At 39.8% G+C, this 20080-nt stretch carries 20 protein-coding genes; 4 read left to right on the top strand and 16 right to left on the bottom strand.

Going from position 1 to position 20080, the window contains the following annotated elements; translation table 11 throughout:
- Positions 1-3 precede the first annotated feature (3 nt).
- The 3 genes from B5F08_RS02030 to B5F08_RS02020 are packed head-to-tail and all read right to left on the bottom strand — an operon-like array spanning position 4 to position 2085.
- Entirely contained in the window at positions 4-540 is a 537-nt protein-coding gene (locus B5F08_RS02030) for a hypothetical protein (protein WP_087376154.1), read from the bottom strand.
- 50 nt (positions 541-590) lie between these two features.
- On the bottom strand, positions 591-1226 hold the full coding sequence (locus B5F08_RS02025) for a DnaJ domain-containing protein (protein WP_330395796.1): 636 nt from the start codon (positions 1224-1226) through the stop codon (positions 591-593).
- Entirely contained in the window at positions 1207-2085 is an 879-nt protein-coding gene (locus B5F08_RS02020; protein WP_087376152.1) for a DUF5685 family protein, read from the bottom strand. Before B5F08_RS02020 ends, B5F08_RS02025 begins: the two co-directional genes overlap by 20 nt.
- A gap of 165 nt (positions 2086-2250) precedes the next feature.
- On the opposite strand from B5F08_RS02020, the gene B5F08_RS02015 reads away from it, so the two are divergent.
- On the top strand, positions 2251-2808 hold the full coding sequence (locus tag B5F08_RS02015) for an HAD-IB family phosphatase (protein ID WP_087376151.1): 558 nt from the start codon (positions 2251-2253) through the stop codon (positions 2806-2808).
- Between the two features lie 64 nt (positions 2809-2872).
- On the opposite strand, the gene secF is transcribed toward B5F08_RS02015, so the two are convergent.
- Complete coding sequence (gene secF, locus B5F08_RS02010; RefSeq protein WP_087376150.1) at positions 2873-3823, bottom strand: protein translocase subunit SecF; 951 nt, start codon at positions 3821-3823, stop codon at positions 2873-2875.
- Positions 3813-5213, bottom strand: coding sequence for a protein translocase subunit SecD (gene secD / locus B5F08_RS02005; RefSeq protein ID WP_087376149.1), 1401 nt, complete (start codon positions 5211-5213; stop codon positions 3813-3815). Before secD ends, secF begins: the two co-directional genes overlap by 11 nt.
- Between secD and B5F08_RS02000 the strand changes: the two genes are divergently transcribed.
- The gene (locus B5F08_RS02000; RefSeq protein ID WP_143256346.1) at positions 5182-5454 is read left to right on the top strand and encodes a hypothetical protein; all 273 of its coding nucleotides are present in this window, start codon (positions 5182-5184) and stop codon (positions 5452-5454) included. The two genes, secD and B5F08_RS02000, sit on opposite strands and share 32 nt — an antisense overlap.
- Positions 5455-5459: 5 nt before the next feature.
- On the opposite strand, the gene B5F08_RS01995 is transcribed toward B5F08_RS02000, so the two are convergent.
- The 7 genes from B5F08_RS01995 to B5F08_RS01965 all read right to left on the bottom strand — a co-directional run bounded on the left by B5F08_RS01995 (position 5460) and on the right by B5F08_RS01965 (position 13568).
- Positions 5460-6743: an aminotransferase class I/II-fold pyridoxal phosphate-dependent enzyme gene (locus B5F08_RS01995; protein ID WP_087376147.1), complete on the bottom strand. Its 1284-nt coding sequence runs from the start codon at positions 6741-6743 to the stop codon at positions 5460-5462.
- A gap of 232 nt (positions 6744-6975) precedes the next feature.
- Complete coding sequence (locus B5F08_RS01990) at positions 6976-7674, bottom strand: CpsD/CapB family tyrosine-protein kinase (protein ID WP_087376146.1); 699 nt, start codon at positions 7672-7674, stop codon at positions 6976-6978.
- Entirely contained in the window at positions 7671-8363 is a 693-nt protein-coding gene (locus B5F08_RS01985) for a YveK family protein (RefSeq protein WP_158096182.1), read from the bottom strand. The genes B5F08_RS01990 and B5F08_RS01985 overlap by 4 nt, the downstream gene beginning before the upstream one ends.
- Positions 8364-8650: 287 nt before the next feature.
- Positions 8651-9892, bottom strand: coding sequence for a sodium ion-translocating decarboxylase subunit beta (locus tag B5F08_RS01980; RefSeq protein ID WP_087376144.1), 1242 nt, complete (start codon positions 9890-9892; stop codon positions 8651-8653).
- Positions 9893-9934: 42 nt separating this feature from the next.
- Positions 9935-10321, bottom strand: a complete 387-nt coding sequence (locus B5F08_RS01975) for an OadG family transporter subunit (protein ID WP_087376143.1) — start codon at positions 10319-10321, stop codon at positions 9935-9937.
- A 225-nt stretch (positions 10322-10546) separates the two neighbouring features.
- Positions 10547-12025 (bottom strand): stage IV sporulation protein A, encoded by a 1479-nt coding sequence (spoIVA, locus tag B5F08_RS01970; protein WP_087376142.1) that lies wholly within the window; start codon positions 12023-12025, stop codon positions 10547-10549.
- Positions 12026-12038: 13 nt separating this feature from the next.
- Entirely contained in the window at positions 12039-13568 is a 1530-nt protein-coding gene (locus B5F08_RS01965) for a DUF3794 domain-containing protein (protein WP_087376141.1), read from the bottom strand.
- 181 nt (positions 13569-13749) lie between these two features.
- Between B5F08_RS01965 and B5F08_RS01960 the strand changes: the two genes are divergently transcribed.
- Complete coding sequence (locus B5F08_RS01960) at positions 13750-15045, top strand: Na+/H+ antiporter NhaC family protein (protein WP_087376140.1); 1296 nt, start codon at positions 13750-13752, stop codon at positions 15043-15045.
- 67 nt (positions 15046-15112) lie between these two features.
- On the opposite strand, the gene B5F08_RS01955 is transcribed toward B5F08_RS01960, so the two are convergent.
- The 4 genes from B5F08_RS01955 to B5F08_RS01940 form a co-directional block, all read right to left on the bottom strand.
- Entirely contained in the window at positions 15113-16612 is a 1500-nt protein-coding gene (locus B5F08_RS01955) for a DUF1846 domain-containing protein (RefSeq protein WP_242968179.1), read from the bottom strand.
- Positions 16613-16815: 203 nt separating this feature from the next.
- Complete coding sequence (locus B5F08_RS01950; protein WP_087376139.1) at positions 16816-17286, bottom strand: DUF4358 domain-containing protein; 471 nt, start codon at positions 17284-17286, stop codon at positions 16816-16818.
- A gap of 67 nt (positions 17287-17353) precedes the next feature.
- Positions 17354-18223, bottom strand: coding sequence for a GDSL-type esterase/lipase family protein (locus B5F08_RS01945; protein WP_087376138.1), 870 nt, complete (start codon positions 18221-18223; stop codon positions 17354-17356).
- Positions 18224-18255: 32 nt separating this feature from the next.
- A complete protein-coding gene (locus B5F08_RS01940; protein ID WP_087376137.1) occupies positions 18256-19197 on the bottom strand; it encodes a GDSL-type esterase/lipase family protein in 942 nt (313 codons plus the stop codon).
- Positions 19198-19430: 233 nt separating this feature from the next.
- On the opposite strand from B5F08_RS01940, the gene B5F08_RS01935 reads away from it, so the two are divergent.
- On the top strand, positions 19431-20072 hold the full coding sequence (locus B5F08_RS01935) for an HAD family hydrolase (RefSeq protein ID WP_087376136.1): 642 nt from the start codon (positions 19431-19433) through the stop codon (positions 20070-20072).
- Positions 20073-20080 lie beyond the last annotated feature (8 nt).

Below are 20080 nucleotides of genomic sequence, written 5' to 3'. Positions count from 1 at the left end.
AACTTACTTTATCCTATGAAATATTCTGTCTCTGAATCCGGTAAGGTAAATTACCCTTATTCGTGAAAGACATATTTCATATATAAAGAATGCCACCTCTCCTATTATGAGAAATAACCATGGAAGGTAAATTCCGTTTATTTCAAATCCCTCTTTTGGAATTCCAAGCAAGTAAACGCCTATAAAAAATCCGGAAACTGCGCATACATTAAATACCGCAAATTTAACTATATAGTTAATCGCTTTGTTTCTGATTTTTTTATCAAGGAATTCCTTTAAAATAGGATAATATCCTAAAAACATTGTAAAAAGCAGTGCGGCCTCTTTATCCGCTACAAACAGCAATGACATAATAGCAACCGCAGCATAAATAAGAATTGCCCAGCTTATGCCAACTTCATAGGAAACCATAAGCAGAATAAGTCCTGCAATGCAGGGCAAAGCAAAAGAACCTATGGGCACTATGGCGGTAAGAAGCATAAGCACAATACAAAACGCCGCCATTACACCGCCGAGAGCAATTTTAAATGTAGATTTCATTGTTCAAAACCTTCTTTTAAAATTCCTAATTAAAAGATAAACTGCCGCAATCAGCAGCAGTTTCCTCCCATACAGCTACAGCAGGTATCTGCACACCACAGACCTACGCATATATCACAGCATGAACATCCGGCTGCGCCGCCTCTTGGGTCGTATCCGCCTGCGCCGTAAGCTCTCTGGCTGTTCATTCTGTTAAATGCAGCCCTGTATTCTGGGTTATTTGGGTCCATTGTGTATGCCTGTCTGAAACAGCTGTAAGCCTGTTCACTCCATCCCTTATTCATCATAACCATACCGTTAAGGAAATACCATTCGGCATTTCTCTGAGCCTGAGGTATGCTGTTGAGCGCCTGCTCCGCCTCGGCAATTCTTCCGGAATTTATCATCATTCTGATGTTCTGGAACTGGCTGCTGCCGGAATATCCATAACCTGTATAACTGTTTGAATTTCCGCCGGAATATCCGGAATAACCGCTGTTGGCTGAGCCGCCTTTTTTTCTCATGTCGGTTATTGTGTCATACGCCTCGTTGATTTCCTTCATTTTCTCGTTTGCCAAATCAGCAAGAGGGCTATCAACATAGTTGTCAGGATGATATTTTTTTGCAAGAGCTTTATAAGCTGCTTTTATTTCCTCGTCTGTTGCGTTTTCTGACACTCCCAAAACTTCATAGGGATTCTTCATCATTAAATTCTCCTTTTCCAAATAAAACCTTCCTCTGAACAAAAGGAAGCCCTTTGAGGTAAATGTTGTCTAAAATTCCTTTAAATCTTTTGATATCCGCAAGGTTGTAAGCGTTATAGCTCAAACACATTGACTGATTCAATACCTCATTGCAATATTTTTTTAAATTCTCATTATCTCCCTCATCTTTTATATATTTAAGAAAGGGATTAAAGTTGCCGTCTTTTTTATCTTTCTCCAAGTCATCAACCGCATCGATGAAATAAATCCATCTTCCCAAGTGGTAACCAAGCTCGGAAAATATTCTTTTTTCCATTTCGTTTTTAGCCTGCATCTCCATAACCGAGGCAAGCATTTTGGCTGTTGGCTCAGCCGCCATATCTATATGGCACATCTGATCCTCTTCCACCTGTTCCTGCATCTGTGACATTGCTGATACTGCTTCTTCATATTCAGGATATTTCTGCGCAGCTTTCTTTCTCCATCTTGAGAAAAAAGGATAAACAAGATAAGAACGAATTTTTTTACCTATTCTCCCGTCCCTGATATCATCTTTCAGTTTATAAAAAGCGGTTATAACTGACAAAGCCGCCGCTTTTTTCATATTGTCATTACCTGTGCCGCAAAAAACACATTTTTTCAGGGGATTAAAAGTACACCTTCCCTTATTGAAACAAACCTTTTGGTCATGAACACCCATGCTGAGAGCTGCAAAGAATGTAAAATCATAACTTAAAATAAATCTCGCAAAAACAGAGTATTCCTTTCCCAGTGTTTTACAAAGGGCGCAGTATATACTCTTGTATGTTTCGTATTCTTTTACAAGCAATTCGCTTTTTTCTATCTGTACATAACCAAACACACGTTACACATCCTAAATAGAAAATAATATATCACGCTTATTATACTATAACAAATTTATTTACGCAACCTTTTACGAAAATAAAGATAAAATAAATAATCTATTGACGAACTCTGGTTAAAAACGTATAATTTTACTAAAATATTCTAAAAAGGTTGTTTTTATATGAATGTATACGATTTTGACAATACAATTTATAAAGGAGACTCCACCGCTCATTTCTATTTTTTCTGCTTAAAAAGACATCCCTCAATGATAAAATATATCCCCTCTCTTGCCGCAGGATTTGCCGGATATTATATCTTTAAAAAGGGCGACAAAACCCACTTTAAGGAAAAGATGTACAGATTTTTAAAATGCATTGACCTTGAGAAGGATGTAAATGATTTCTGGGATAAGCACATTTCAAATGTAAAAGGCTGGTACTTAAAACAGCAAAAGCCTGACGATGTTATCATCTCGGCGTCATCTGTTTTTCTGCTCACCCCTATCTGTCAAAAGCTTGGAATAAAATATCTTATCGCCTCACCTGTTGACAAAAAAACCGGAAAATATAATGGTCTTAACTGTCACGGAGAAGAAAAGGTCAGAAGATTTTACGAGGAATTTCCCAACGGCAAAATTGATGAGTTTTACTCCGACAGCAAAAGCGATACCCCTTTAGCTCTTATTGCAAAAAAGGCATATCTTGTAAAAGGAAATATCATAAGTGATTGGAAATAAATCTAATAATATCAAAAGCGTCACCCATAAAGGATGACGCTTTTTTATATAAGTATAAGAATTATTATCTCTTAACTGTTGCTGACTGCTTGTGGTTCTGCCACATAACCCAAAGTTCACCGGCAATGCAGAGTGATGAGAAGCAACCGGAGATAACACCGATTATCATCGGAAGAGCAAAGCTCTGAACTGAAGGAATGTTGAATACCAAAGCAACAACATAAACTGTGCCGATAGCGGCAAGTGTTGTTACTGATGTGCAGATTGTTCTCTTCATAACGCCTGATGCGCTTATGTTAAAGAGCTCTGCAGCATTAACAGTATTTCCGAGGAGTTTCTTTTCCTCACGGACTCTGTCGTAAATAACGATTGTATCGTTAAGAGAATAACCGATAATCATAAGTACAACAGCGATGAAGTTACTGTCTATAGGCATTCTGAATATTACATACATGAAGTAAATCATAGCTACGTCATGTACAAGAGCAATCAAAGCCATAACACCTGCGGAAAGACCGCCGATTTTCTTAAATCTTATTGTAACATAAAGAACCATAAGAACACCGGCTATTGCAATAGCTGCAAGACATTTCCAAAGGAATTTAGCACCCATGGAAGCTTCAACGGAGTTAGACTCAAGATATGCAAAGTTGTTGTCCGGGAATTTCTCCTCCAATGCCTTTGTCATTGTATCCTGAACATCTGCGTTGATTACCTCGTTGCCTGCAAACTGAACGGAAATAACATAGGATTCCTGTCCGTCTGTTCCCAAAAGGTCTTTTGAAATTGCAAATGATACCTGAGTCTCAGTTGCATTCTGGAGTGTATCCTTAAGCTCTGTTTCATCAACTGTTCCTGTGTAAGAATACTTAACGATTGAACCGCCCTTGAACTGAATGTCCAGCTGTGTTCCGAAAATAAAATTGCAAATAATACCTATTGCTATTATTGTAAGGGAAATGCCGAAGAATATCTTTTTGTGACCGACAAAATCGAAAATTCTCTTATTCTTCATTTTTAGCACCTCCAAAGAAAGTCTTTTTGCGCAGGAATTTAAGTCTTGCAATACTCTTGAGCATCAAACGTGAGAGACCAACGCCCATGATGAAGTTTGCAATAACACCTGTGAGGAGTGTGTAACCGAAAGCGTAAACCGTACCTGTAGTTGACGGACCGAAAATACCGGAAAGTATCTGTGTCGGACCGAAAACAAAGAGAAGAATAAGGGATACAATTACAACTGTCATGTTTCCGTCGATGATAGCAGACAAGCTGTTCTTTGTTCCTCTGTCTATAGCAAGTTCCAAAGATTTTCCGCTTCTGAATTCATCCTTGATACGCTCTGCTGTGATGATGTTGGCGTCAACGCCCATACCTATCGACAGTATGATACCCGCAATACCAGGGAGTGTCATTGTAAATGAATTGAATACTGTGAAATATCCTGAGATAACTGCGATTGAAAGTCCAACCTGTCCCAAAAGTGCGATGAATGCAACAAAACCAGGAATTCTGTACATAATAATCATGAACAATCCGATTATAATAATTGCAATCACACCTGCATATGCCATTGCGTTCAGTGAGTTTAAGCCGAGAGTTGGGCTTACTGAACCGTATGAAGCAGTCTCAAGCTGGAATGGCAAAGCACCTGCCTGAATTTTGTTTGCAAGGCTTGTTGCCTCTTCTGCTGTAAAGTCACCTGTAATAACTGCCTTACCATCTGATATAACGTTCTGTACAGTTGGTGCTGAAAGCATTATATCATCCATCCAGATGGAAACCACTTTGCCGTTATACTCTGTGGTAATCTCTTCAAATTTAGCCGCACCGTCACTGGTAAATTCAAGGGATACAACGTACTTATTTGTGCTTGTATCAAAATTAGGAACAGCTGTTTCGATCATTGAACCATCCATAAGGATTTCCTCTGTGTCGCCTGTAGGAGTTTTGTAAACTATATCTCCCTCGCCGTCAAGATCAACACTTTCGTAGGAATTTCCCGGACGGAAAGTAAGCTGTGCAGTTGCTGAAATTTCGTCAATTGCTTCTTTTGGATCGTAGCTTGTTTCATCCTCTTTCCAAGGGAAACGTACGATAATTCTGTCTGTACCATAGTCAGCGTACAGCTCATAGTCTGTAATGCCCTGTGAAACCATTCTTGTTTCGATGATTGTTTTCGCAGAATCAAGATCTGTTTCCGTTGCGTCAATATCTCCCGCCGGCTTAAATGTAGCCTCAACGCCGCCACGGATGTCGATTCCCCATCTTATGTCATTGACTCCTTTAATAACCGTTACCTTATTATCTCCATTGTAATAAGATACACCGAATATTGCTGTGCTTGCAAAAGCAAGTATAAGGAGGGCAACGATGAAGAATACCGGCTTTGGAACTCTTTTCATGCCTGAAACCTCCAGTAAAAATAATTATCTGCAAACGTCTTTGCTTAAACGGCCAGCAAACACACTTGCAGACGTAACAAAAATTATTATAGAGTTTTTTTTATTAAAAGTCAATAGATTAGACAACTTTATCTCCAAAAACCGTCATTTTTTTATCAAAATAGTATTTTTTACCCAGCTTAAACAAGAAAAATGCGAAACACAGAAAAAATCCTGCATTTCGCATTTGACCTTTAAATGATTAAATTATTTATTTTCAAGCAATTTTTCTACTGCGGCAAGCTTTGCGCAAACACAGAAAATATCCATTGCTGTTTCAAGCTCTGAAACAGGTGGGAATGTAGGTGCTATTCTGATATTGCTGTCTTTTGGGTCCTTACCATAAGGATATGTTGCGCCTGCGCCTGTGAGCACAACTCCTGCTTCCTTGCAAAGAGCAACAACCTTTTTAGCTGTTCCCTCCAAAACATCAACGCTTACAAAATATCCGCCGTTTGGATTGGTCCATGAAGCAATTCCTGTATCTTTAAGCTTTGTATCAAGCTTTTCAATAACTGTGTCAAATCTTGGCTTCAAGATAGCCTTGTGCTTATCCATATGCTTCTTCACTCCGTCCAAATCCTTAAAGAAGAGCATATGTCTGAGCATGTTTATCTTATCATAGCCGATTGTCTGCCATGAATATCTGTTTTTGAAAACCTTCATGTTTGCAGGGCTTGAAGCCATTGCTGCAACACCGGAACCCGGGAATGTGATTTTTGATGTGGAGCAGAAAAGAATAACACTGTCCTCTGTTCCGTTCTTCTTACATTCCTCATAGATGTTCAAAAGATTGTCGGGTGTATCTGTTACATCGTGGATGCAGTATGCATTATCCCACATAATTCTGAAATCCTTTGCCTTTGGCTTGAGGTTTGCAAATCTTCTGACTGTTTCGTCGGAATATGTGATGCCCTGTGGGTTTGAATATTTAGGAACACACCAGATACCCTTTATTGACTCATCCTCTGCAACCAGCTTTTCAACCATATCCATATCAGGACCTGTAGGAAGCATTGGAATGTTTATCATTTCAAAACCAAAGTACTCTGTAACAGCAAAATGTCTGTCGTATCCAGGAACAGGACAAAGGAATTTTCTGTCTTTTACCTCATACCATGGCTTGCATCCCTCAACAATAGGAGCTGTCATCATACATGCTATTGTATCAAACATCATGTTAAGGCTTGAGTTGCCGCCTACCATAACATTTTCAGGCTCTACACCAAGAAGCTGTGCAAAAAGCTCTTTACATGATGGAATACCATCAAGAAGTCCGTAGTTTCTGCAATCAAGACCGTCTCTTGTTTTACATTCTGTACCGCTGTTTACGATGTCAAGCATTCTCTCGGAGATATCAAGCTGCTCTTTTCCCGGCTTACCTCTGGACATATCCAGCTTGAGTCCCATTGCCTTATATCCGTCAAATTCCTTCTGCAAGGAGTCCTTTTCCTTCAACAGCTCTTCCTTGTTCATCTCTTTATAAAACATTTTGCCGTCACCTCGTAAAAAAATTGCATTATTCATTCGTGAACCTTTTATATTTTATTATATAACAAGAAAAAATGCAAGTTATTTTCTAAATTCCTGCATTTTTAGAACAATACACAAAAAAACCCACTACCCTGCAACGGGTAATGGGTGTTGTGTACAAATAAAACTGTAAGTCAACCTGTATAAATCTTTAAAACAAGATTATCATAAACTTTTCTTACAGATTTTATCAATATCCGTACCTGTAATACTTTCCGCTCTTTGTGTACTTCTCATCCTGAAGTGAACATCCGACTTTTATAAATCCGATAACCTTTGAATGAGCCAGGTTTATATTCTGAACAAGGTTTTCGATATCCCTGTGTGTTGTAGAATTTTCTCTTACAACAGCTACAAATCCAAGAATATGCTGATTCAAAAGCAAGGCATCAGCCACAACTCCTACAGGAGGTGTATCGAAAATAACATAGTCGTAACTATCCTTTACCTTCTCAACAAAACGTGTCATCTCTTCTGAACCCAAAAGCTCTGAAGGATTAGGAGGTATTGTACCGCAGGTGATTACATCCAGATTAGGAAGAACATCCTCTGCTATAATATCCTCATAACTTGCAAGTCCTGAAAGATAATCTGTAAGTCCCTGTCTTTTCTCAATATTCAAAAGGTTTGCAACATTAGGACGTCTCAAGTCGGCGTCAATAAGAATAACCTTTTTATCCATCTTTGAAAATGAAATAGCAAGGTTTGTAGTCGCTGTACTTTTACCCTCTCCCTTTGACCAGCTTGTAACTGCAAAGCAGTTGCTGCGTCCGGCAGAAAGAGTAAATACAATGTTTGTTCTGGCAAGCTTGTAGCCTTCTACGATAGCAAATTTTCCGTTTTCAATGCCAATAGAACCGTAAGCTTTTCCCTGTTTGTTTTTGCTCATCGTTTATTCCCCCTGCCTTCAGATGATGTAAAGTCAATAATCTCGGCAAATACCGGAATATTGTAAATCTTATAAAGGTCATCGTCCTTTTTGATTGTATTGTCGGAAATTTCAATAAGAAATGCAATTACAAATGCAACTACCAAACCGCCTACGATACCAAAAAGTCCGTTTTTAACAACATTTGGAGATGATGGCTTTGTAGGAGCTTCTGCATTGGAAATTGTTGTTACATTACCTGCCTTGAACACCTCAAGATAAACGTCATATGCCATATCTGCAATTTTATTTGCTGTATCTGCTGCAACCTGAGGATTATCTGATGTGATTGTAATTTTCAAAAAGTTTGATTCATCCATACTTGAAACGCTCATTTTTGAAGAACCCAAAACAGCTCTCATATCAGGGTCGGCGGAAAAAAGTATTGAACAGTTTTTTGCAAGTGTTGCAGAAGCCTGAAGGTCACTGCTGTAAACTCTGTATTCATCGGTTGATGCTTCGTCACCATTATTGTTTACAACCTCATAGTTTTGTATTAGAATTAAAGAAGAAGCGGTATACTGTGGAGTTACCAATAAAAATGAATATGAAAGCGCCAATATACAACCGATTATCGGAAGTATAATAACCATCTTCAAGTGCTTTTTCAACATATTTAAAAAGTCCATCAACGAAAATTCTTTTTTCATAATACATCTCCTTGCGTTATTTAGAAAGCACATTTATCAACATGAATATTATAATGTAGCTATAAGATTTTTTAATTGCATAAAAGAATTAAAAAATCTATTCAAAGTCTTTCTATACTTTGCATTAAATCAATAGTTTCTTACCTTGTTTCTTTAGCAACATTACATTACAGAGCAACAGAAAAGGAGACAAGATTACCTGTCTCCTTTTCAAAAAATTGATTTTTGTAAAAGTTTGTCTTAAAAGTGTTTCTTACTTTTCGGTAAAAAGCCCATAACAACCGAAATTATTGCAATACACTAAGAAGAACACCGGCTGCAACTGCTGAGCCTATAACGCCGGCAACATTTGGTCCCATAGCGTGCATGAGAAGGAAGTTTGAAGGATTTTCTTCCTGTCCAACCTTCTGTGATACACGGGCTGCCATCGGAACAGCTGAAACACCGGCTGAACCGATGAGAGGATTTACCTTTCCTCCGGTAAGTTTGTACATAATCTTTCCGAAGAGAACGCCGCCTGCTGTACCCATGCAGAATGCAAGCAATCCGAGAACAACAATTCCCAGAGTCTGAGCTGTGAGGAATACCTCACCTGTAGCTGTTGCACCAACAGTAACGCCCAGGAAGATTGTGATTATGTTCATAAGCTCGTTCTGAGCTGCTTTGCAGATTCTGTCAACAACTCCGCTTTCCTTGAAGATATTACCAAGCATGAGCATACCAACAAGAGGAGCTGCACTTGGAAGGAACAAAGCAACAACGATGATTACAACAATTGGGAAGATAATCTTTTCCAGCTTTGAAACTGTACGAAGCTGTGTCATCTTTACAGCTCTTTCCTTCTTTGTTGTCAAAGCTTTCATAATCGGAGGCTGAATAATCGGAACCAATGCCATGTAGGAATATGCTGCAACAGCGATAGGTCCCAAAAGGTGTGATGCAAGACGTGTGGCAACATAAATCGCTGTAGGACCGTCCGCACCGCCTATGATTGCGATAGCGCCTGCTTCCTTGCTTGTAAATCCAAGGAAAATTGCGCCGATAAATGTGATAAAAATACCAAGCTGAGCAGCAGCTCCGAGAATAAAGCTCTTTGGATTAGCGATAAGAGGACCGAAGTCTGTCATAGCGCCGATACCCAAGAAGATAAGCGGAGGATAAATACCAAGCTTAACGCCCTGATAGAGGTAGTACAAAAGTCCGCCGTATTCGGGAACATTGTAATATTCAACACCGTTTAAAACAGTTATTGCATAGCTTCCCGCTTGTCCTCCGTGTTCAGCCATGTATTCTGTTACTGGCTGGAGAGTTGTTGTAGGAGCAGCCATAATGCTCGGATAAAGGTTTACAAGAAGCATACCGAATGCTATCGGCAGCAAAAGCAAAGGCTCGTACTGCTTTTTGATTGCCAGATAAATGAGGACAATAGCCACAAGTATCATAACGTAATTCTGCCATCCGAGAACCATCAGGCCAGAATCATGAAAAAGACCCACAATAGAGTCAACAAAACCGTTTATTATTTCCATAAAACGCAAATTCCTTTCCGATAAAATTTAAACCCGAACAAATTAGAATGGTCTTGTGTTATCCAAGATACCTGCCTTACTCCATGCAGAGCGGCTGTTGTCGGATTTTTTGATGCTTTTGATTCTTGCTTTACCGGAAGAGCCGTACATAGCGTCAACGGCAGCGGCGATAACAGCAACAATCTCATCGGAAATTCCGCTTTCGGCAGTTTCGGTCACCTGCACCGGTTTCTGCTGCACAGGAGCCACTGGTTTTGCCGAAGCAGTTTCTTTTTGGGCTTTTTTCTCTTTAACCATGTTCTCGAACTTTGTGACGATAATACCGCAACCCTTGATTATACCTATGAGTATAAACAATACGGCAAAAACAACCACCAAACCCGTGAGCAATACGGTCAGAGAGGTAATCAGTTTTTCAGTAATATCCATAATTTTACCCCCGTAAATAATTCAGCATACGAATTTATTATACTATAGCAGTATTTTTTTTTCAATAACTAAATACGACTTTCTGTTTTTCTGTCAAATTTACCAATTTTCACAGTTTATACCATTCTATGACCGTGTTTTTGTATATAAAAAGGCACTCTTGCTTTTTTAACTTTAAAAAAAGACAAAAGTGCCTGAAAACAAATTAAATATATTGGTTCTAAGTTACAATATTATACACAGAAGTCCGTTGCAGCCGTCGTTTATTATTTTCTCTATAGTCTGGGCAACCTTCATTCTTGCGTCCTCCGGCATTCGGTAAAGCTTGTTGTGCAAGCCCTCGTTTACAAGCTCGTGGACGGATTTTCCGAATATATTTGACTCCCAGATTTTAACAGGATTTTCTTCAAACTCCTTGAGCATATAGGAAACAAGCTCCTCCGACTGCTGTTCTGAGCCAACTATTGGGGTTACCTCTGCGTTTGTATGAATTTTCATCATGTGAATGGACGGTGCTGAGGCTTTCAGCCTTATTCCGTATTTTCCGCTTTGCTTTATAATCTGAGGTTCTTCCAGAGTCAGCTCCTCCATTGTTGGCATAACTATTCCATAGCCGGTATCCTGAACCTGCTTATACGCCTGAGCGATTTTATCAAATTCCCTTTGCTTTGCGCAAAGCTTGCAGACACAGTCAAGCAATGATTTTTCATCTGGGATATCCATTCCCGTTTTCTCGGACATGGTTTTAAAGAACAGTCCGCTGTCTATGGTAATATTTATTGAGCCTCTGCCTATTCCCAAATCCAGCGACGAAATATTTGTATTGGTGATAAGGGGATTTTTTTCCATCTCAGCGGCGGCGTACTGTATCTCCCTTATTTTTGTTATTTTTTCCGCCGTGGTTTTAATTGTGGTGAAAATATCTCTCTTGTACTGGTTATCGCTTTCAAGGGCTACCATCCAGCCCGGTATGTTTACCTTTATTTCCTTTATCGGGAATTCAAAAAGCACCTGAACAAGAATTCTCTTTATCTCATTTTCGTCAAGGTCAACACAGCTTACTGGAATTACCGGAACCTGATGCTTGCGGCTAAGCTCCTCTGCCAGCGCCACGGTGCTTTTTGCCTTTGGCTCTACAGAGTTTAAAAGGATAATAAAAGGTTTATTTATCTCTTTTAATTCATTTATAACCCTTGTTTCGCTTTCCACATAATCGCTTCTTGGTATATCGCTGATACTTCCGTCTGTGGTGATAACAAGGCCTATTGTGCTGTGGTCGGTGATAACCTTTCTTGTTCCCACCTCTGCCGCTGTGTTAAATGGTATCTCCTCATCGTACCAGGGAGTTTTTACCATTCTCGGAGAGTCGCCCTCTATGTAACCCAGCGCACTGTCCACAATGTATCCAACACAGTCTATCATCCTTACACGGAAAACCGCATTGTCGGAAAGCTCTATCTCCACAGCCTCTTCGGGGATAAATTTCGGCTCTGTGGTCATTATTGTTCTGCCTGCCGCAGACTGGGGAAGCTCGTCATTTGCTCTTTTTCTTTTATCCTCATTTTCAATATTGGGCAAAACGATGGTGTCCATAAACCTTTTTATAAAGGTGGATTTACCTGTTCTCACAGGGCCTACAACACCTATATAAATGTTTCCGTCGGTTCTTTTGGCAATGTCCTGGTAAATGCTTCTCTCTTCCATACGTTTTTCCTCCCTATATTCTTGTTATCAAAAGCATCTTGGCTTCGTCAATTCTGTCGCCCTCAAGAAGATTTTCGGAAATTATCAAATCCTCAGAGGTGTTATATTTTTTCGCAATGTCCCAAATCTTTTCCCCGCAGTCGCAGTAATACAAGGTCAAGGAACATCCGTCCTCTTCTATTGGTTTACCCTCGGATATTTCTATATAGTTTACGCCGCTTATTGTTTCTCTCAGCTGGGCGCATCCGGTCATAACTATTTCGCATCTCAGCTCAATGCTGTCATCCTCGGCAATTCTGTAGCTCATGGAGTTTATAAAGAAATCAAGATTTTCAATATTGTCCGCTCCCGCTTCAACGGAAAGGTCACGCTGCAAATCCACTATTCTTTCTATATAAACAGGATATCCGTCATCTCCTACGGCGGTTATACAACAGTTGAATTTCCCCTCCGCTTTTATTCCCTCTGACACAGAGAAAGATGAGCTTGCCGGTGTACATTCCATGTCGATTATTTTTGTAATGGATGCACCGTCAGTTTTTACCGTTGACTTGTGCATGAAAGTATCCCTGAACGGAATTGTGGACTTCAAAACCTCCATACTTGTGAACTGCTGTGAAGAAGCAAACTTTGTGGAATAGGAATCCTCAATCACTGTTATATCCACCGGAACATATCCCATTTCTGTAAAGCAAATTCTTGCATCCAGGACTATCAGAGGATTGTCTGAAAAAGCGTCACCCTTGAGCCTTACTTCTCCGGACATAAGATTTACATTTATATGGTTTACAGTTGTTTCCGTAACCCCTTCACAGTTGATTATCTGACTGTAAGGAGTCACATAGTCCACAATCTCAATATCTCCCGTTTCAAAATTTGAGAGATACATAAGTCGCATATTGATTTCGCCGTTGAGCATAATCTTTCCGTTTACCGCCTTGCACTGGCTGGAAAGTATTCTCACCTCTGATTTCAGCAGTGATTCAACAGGCGGTCTGCCCTCAAGGGAAACCTCATCGGTCACTGTAAACTGCTCCTGACAAAAAGCTGAAAGCTCCATACAGCTTATTTTTCTGGTTTTGGTACAAAGGGTTTTGTCTTCTCCCGGACCGTATGCAGTAAGACAGCCTTTGCCGATAATTTTTGCATACAGTGAAAAAGCACCGTGTACAGTCAGTTTTCTCGGGCTGAGCGCACGGCAGTTTATGTATTCGTTTTTGGTGCTTGTGATAACTCCGTACTGGTCGGTCAAGTCCTTAACATTAAAACCTGCGGAAAAAGGCGAGGTCTGTTCAAAGCATCTGACGTTTTTCTTAACGCTGTCACAGTAGAGCACCCTGACTGTCACTGCGCCTTCTACTCTAAGCTGACCTCCCGAAAGGTTCTGTGTAAATATTTTCGGAGAAAATGTGCAGTTGAGCACTTTCTCAATATCGGGACAATAATCGGGAAGGGTTATGTCCATATCCACTCCCTGCTCGCTTACAGTGTCAAGAATTGTTTGCAGACATCCGATTTCCTGTGGCTTTAAAGTATATTCCATTTTTATCTCTCCTTTTTTAGTCTGTATTTTCTTGAGATATAAAAAATATATTATGGCGGAGTTCAAAATATACTTATTGAAGCCAAAATAGAAAACTTAAACAAAAAATTCTTTTCCTTGCAAAAACTTATCATATAAAGTATAATAGCCGTATATCTAAAATTTAAAAGGAGTGATACCGATGGAAAACAATAAGGGCAGAATCTCCGCACTGCTCCCCATCGCTGTTTTTCTGGTAATTTTTATCGGAAGCGGAATTATTTTCAATGACTTTGACTCAATGCCTGCTATAGTGGCGTTTTTAATCGCTTTGTTTGTGGCTTTTCTGCAAAACAGAAAATTAAAGTTTAACGACAAGCTTAAAGTAATAGCAAAAGGCGTTGCCGACGAAAACATTATAACAATGTGTCTTATCTTCCTTGCCGCAGGAGCTTTTTCCGGAGCGGTAAGCGCATCCGGCGGAGTAAAAAGCACCGTTAATCTCGGTCTTTCTTTTCTGCCTCCCAATTTTGCAGTAATTGGTCTTTTTATAATTGGATGCTTTATTTCCATATCTATGGGTACATCTGTGGGAACTGTAACTGCTCTCGCCCCTATCGCTTTGGGTATAAGCGAACAGACAGGACTTAATGTGGCTCTCTGTACAGGAGCTGTTGTTTCCGGTGCAATGTTCGGCGACAACCTTTCAATGATTTCCGATACAACCATCGCCGCTGTTAAAACTCAGGGCTGTAACATGAACGACAAGTTCAAAACCAACTTTAAAATTGTACTGCCTGCGGCGATTATTACAGCTATAATATTCTTTGCTCTCACATTTAATTCTACCTTTGAACTTACAGACGACCTTTCCTACAATATTTTCCAGGTTATCCCGTATCTGATAGTTCTTATTGGTGCATTGCTGGGCTTTAACGTATTTCTTGTACTTATAACAGGAACTGTAACATCTCTCATCGCCGGCATAGCTACAGGCGCATTGGCAGTAGGCGATATGTTTACAGCTATCGGTGACGGCGTTACTAAGATGTACGACATAACAGTAATTTCAATAGTTGTTGCATGTATCAGCGCACTTATAAAGGAATACGGCGGCATACAGGCAATACTCCATATTGTTCGTTCAAGAATAAAGACAAAGAAAGGCGCACAGTTCGGAATTGCTGCTCTCGCCTCCTGCGTGGATATTGCAACAGCCAATAATACAATAGCAATCGTTCTTTCCGGTGAAATCGCAAAGGATATCAGTGACGAATACGGAATCGAGCCAAAACAGAGCGCTTCCCTTCTTGATATATTCACCTCTATTTTCCAGGGAATTATCCCATACGGCGCACAGCTTCTCACAGCCGCCGGACTTGTTGGAATAACATCAGTTGAAATTACACCATATCTTTATTATCCTATCCTTATGGGAATAAGCGCACTGCTGTTTATAGCGTTTTCAAAAAATTCCCCGAAGCCTAAAAAAGGCTGATAAAAACCAAAAACACCTCAATGCAATTATAAACTGCATTGAGGTGTAATTTTTTATATGTATACAATTATTGTTTATGATAAAGACGCTTTGACTGATAGGAAGGCTCACATGTAAGGTTCATTCCAAGCTTTCTGAAAATTGATGAGTCAACCTGAGTAAGAATAACTGATGAATGAACTTCACAGCCTTTAAGTCTTGGAAGCTGTTCCATTGCCTTACGTGCAGTTGGGTCTGTAGCAGCACAGATACTCAAAGCTATAAGAATTTCATCTGAGTGAAGTCTTGGGTTTTTATTTCCCAAATTCTGAATTTTAAGCTTCTGGATAGGCTCAATAACGCTCGGTGAAATGAGAAGGATTTCATCATCTATATCTCCGAGAGTTTTCAAAGCGTTCAAAAGCACTGCTGATGATGAGCCAAGCAGGGCTGAGGTTTTACCTGTAACGATTCTGCCGTCATGAAGCTGAATTGCCGCAGCAGGATTATCTGTAAGCTCTGCAACCTCTCTTGCCTTTACTGCAACAAGTCTGTCATTGGCTTCTATTCCTGCCTTTGCCATGAGAAGCTCTATTTTATAAACAGCTTCACTGCTTATTTTTCCCATTTTCTCATCGCAGAGGGTGTTGAAATATCTTCTTATAATCTCCTGTCTTGAAGCTTCGGCGCAGACCTCATCATCTATGATACACAAGCCTGCCATATTAACGCCCATGTCTGTAGGTGAATTGTATGGGCTCTTTCCGGAAATCTTTTCAAAGATTGAATTGAGTACAGGGAAAACTTCAACATCACGGTTGTAGTTTACTGCCTTTGTTCCGTAAGCGTCAAGGTGGAACGGGTCAATCATGTTTACGTCGTTTAAATCGGCTGTAGCTGCTTCATATGCCAAGTTTACCGGATGTTTTAACGGCAAATTCCAAACCGGAAAAGTCTCAAACTTTGCATAGCCCGCATTGATATTTCTCTTATGCTCATGATAGAGCTGAGAAAGACAGGTTGCCATCTTTCCGCTTCCAGGGCCCGGAGCAGTTACAATTACCAAAGGACGTGTTGTTTCCACATACTCGTTTTTACCGAAGCCCTCTTCGCTTATAATAAACGGCACATTGTTTGGATATCCCTCAATATGATAGTGGAGATATGCTTTCATTCCCAGGCTTTCAAGTCTTTTGCGGAAAATATCTGCCGCTGTCTGTCCTGCGTACTGGGTAATTACAACACTGCCAACATAAAGTCCTGCTTCTCTGAAAGCGTCGATAAGTCTGAGAACATCGGCATCATAAGTAATGCCCAAATCACCTCTGACCTTATTCTTAACTATATCGTCAGCGTTGATTACAATAACTACCTCTGCTTCGTCAGCCATGTTCAAAAGCATTTTTATTTTGCTGTCCGGCTGAAATCCCGGAAGAACTCTTGACGCATGATAATCGTCAAAAAGCTTTCCGCCAAGCTCAAGGTAAAGTTTATTGTCAAACTGAGAAATTCTTTCTCTGATATGCTTTGACTGCATACGGAGATATTTGTCATTATCAAAACCAATTTTAATCTTATCTGTACACATATGAATTCCTCTCTTACCCTGTAGTATTTTATTATTCGTTTTTAACATTATCTTAGTAATTATATTATCAAAAGATTGAAAAGTCAACACATAGCCACGGTATTTCCACTGTATTTTATCTAATCAATTATTTTGATAAAATAAAAACTCACATAAAAACGGGACAGCTATTGCCATCCCGTATTCCTGCATTTATAAAAATTTTATGCCGCTGTTCCCTGGAAAATTTCGTTCATTTTATCTGCGTCTGCTGATATGAACATCCATACATAATTTCCGTCGGTTTCAACCTTGCTTGCTTCAATAAGCTTTGCCTCTTCCGGAAGATAATCCTTTGTCTGGGCATATTTTGAGTCGTATCTGGTCTGGATTTTCTCCTGTACTCTTTTCAGAGCGTCTGCGTCCTTTGCTTCAACCATGATCACTTCATCCTGCTTTGTTGAGTCGGTGCTGATAAGTGCAAAGTAATCATTTACATCAGCTGTATCAATACCATAAAAGCTTGTAAGTATATCGTCGTTTACTTTTGTCATCTGAGAAGCGCTCTCAATCTGAGATACGATTTCCTCCCCTGCTTTCTGAATGTCGTATTTTTTTGCATCCTCTGCATTTGAGCAGCCTGCAAAAACCACACCTGTGACAATCATCATAATAAAACACAATACCCTTTTCATTTTTAAACTCCTTTCACTCTACTGTACTCAAATTCATTTATTATATTAACTCAACTATACTTTAACATCACTGCTGTTTTCCGTAGCTGTAAAGAAAGTTAAGCCAAATATCATAAGCGGCAGATGTAAAATGTATTCCCATTCCCTCTTTGTCACTGCAATAGTCGGCGGCAAGACCTCCTGTTTCGTCTTTAAACAGAGGTGCAATGTTCATGAAATTATATCCCTTTTCAACAGCAAATTGCCTCATTGCCACATTAAGCGCATCAATATCTGCATTGTTAAGGGCACCGTCAACATCACTTTCCGCAGGTGAATACTTGGGAGTTGTAGACATTATGAATATCTCTGCTCCCGGAGACGCCTCAAGCATCCTGCTTATCTCTGTATCGGCATTTGCAATTGTCTGTTCAACACCGTACAAAGCAACATCGTTTGTTCCCAAAAGTATGTAAATCTTTCCCGGCTTTATCTGAGCTATGGCGTCTTCCAGCTTCATCTTTACACCGTTATATGTTGGATGTACAGATTCATCGCTGACATCCCAAAGGGAATTTCCGTAACTTAAGCTTCCGCTTGTTAAGAACTTCGCTTCTCCCAGAACGGTTTCCCCGTTGGCACGTTTCTCTGTAACATAAAGCTCAAAGCCATATGAAATGCTGTCGCCGATAAATACAGCGTCGTTAAAATACGAATCATCAACCTGAGTATATTCATATGTAACAGGCGATTCCTCTGAAGCTGAAGCTTCCTCAGCTTCTTCCGTAGTTTCTTCCTGTGTCTCGGTCACTTCTTCGCTTGTAGCTTCTGTTGTCTGCTCTTCTGTTGCCTGTGTCACTTCTTCGGTTGTACTTTGTGTATCAGAAGTTCCGCAGCCGCTAAAGAATGATGAAACTATAAGCAAACAAGCACAGACAATAATTAAACCCCTTTTCAAACCATACCCTCCTCATGTAAATGTTTAGTCAATCATACCCCGTGACTGTACAAATAATCAATCCACATTTCATATGCGGCATTTGAGAAATGAATACCCATACCTTCCTGGTCTCCGCAGTATTCAGACGCAAGTCCCCCATTGCTGTCCTTAAACTGTGAAGCTATATCAAGATATACATATCCCTTTTCCTCCGCAAATGTCTTTAGAGCTTCGTTCATTGCGTTGATTTTATCGTTGTTCAAATCGTCGTCTGCATTGCTTTCCGAAATATATTTAGGTGTAACAGACTGGATGATTATTCTTGAGTTCGGGCTTGCTTCAAGCATTCTGTTGATTGCTTCATCTGCATTGGCTATTGTGGCTTCAACGCCGTACAAAGCCACATCATTTGTTCCCAAGAGAATGTAAATCTTGTCAGGCTGAATCTGACCGACAGCATCCTCAAGCTTCATTTTTTCACCGTTGTATGTTGGGTGTACAGACTCGTCGCTGACATCCCAAAGGGAATTTCCGAAGCTCAGGCTTCCGCTTGTTAAAAACTGAGCTGTACCCAGCACGTTTTCACCTTCGGCTCTCTTTTCGGTTACATACAGCGTAAGTCCGTAAGAAATACTGTCGCCTATAAAAACTGAATTGTTGAAATAGTCGTCCTCAACAGTTTTAAACTCAACCTCTTCTCCCGGAACATTTGGATTTTCTGTTGTTTCCTCTGAAGAGCTTTCCGAAGATTCGCTGATATCGTCTGTTCCGAACATTCCAGGCTCTGTAGGAAGCATCATGCTTTCTCTGTTATAATTTCCAAGAGCAAAAACGCAGGTTCCGAAAACAACGGTCACCAAAGCAGTCACAACCAGCCAAAATGCGGTCTTTTTACCCTTCATTTTGCCGGTTGTTGCTCCGTTTAATCTTTTATATTTAACTATATTCTTAAAGAATGAATCTTTTTTATCTTTATTTTCTTTGTTTTTCATCTAATTCTTCCTCAAATTTCATCTAAAATTATAATAAAAGTTACTTACAATAACATAATAAGACATTTTCAAATTTCATTGGAATAAATTATATCATATGTGACAAATTATTGCCATAATAAAAAAGTAAGAATATTTTAAATCTACAATATCATTTTTGGCTACTTTTTCCCCTAAAGAAAAAAAGATTGTGAAATAATAAAAACTATGGTAAAATTAAAAGGGTGATTTTTATGAAATTTAAGGGACTAATTTTTGATATGGACGGACTTCTTCTGGATACCGAAAAGCTTTATGTAAGATTCTGGACGGAAGCCGCAAGGTTTTACGGATATCCAATGGAATTTGAACACGCTTTAAGCATAAGAAGTCTTAACAGGCAGTTTACAACTGAAAAGCTTGCCGGTTATTTCGGAAGCTTTGACTATGTTCCTGTTCATGACAAGCGTGTTGAGCTTATGGACGCTTACATAAAGGAACACGGTGTGGAAGCTAAAAAAGGCGCAAAGGAGCTTTTGGAATTTGCAAAACAAAACGGAGTTAAAATTGCTCTTGCCACCTCCTCCCCTTTTGAAAGAGCTAAGGAACATCTGGAAAGCGTGGGACTTTTCAAGTATTTCGATGAGTTTGCCTGCGGCTCTATGGTAAAAAACAGCAAGCCAAAGCCTGACATATATCTGCTTGCCTGCGAAAAGTTAAACCTTAAACCTGAAGAATGTATTGCTCTTGAGGATTCTCCCAACGGTGTGATTTCTGCAAGCACTGCCGGCTGCGCCACAATAATGGTACCTGATTTGGACAAGCCAACCGAGGATTTAATACCTCTCCTTTACAGCGTATGCGATGACCTTTCCTGTGTTATCCCTCTGCTGTAACTAATTTT

Origin of the sequence: Anaeromassilibacillus sp. An172, from assembly GCF_002160515.1 — a bacterium.
Classification (GTDB): domain Bacteria; phylum Bacillota; class Clostridia; order Oscillospirales; family Acutalibacteraceae; genus Limousia; species Limousia pullorum.
Note: the sequence above shows the minus strand (reverse complement) of the source record. Positions and strands in the feature narration are given on the sequence as shown.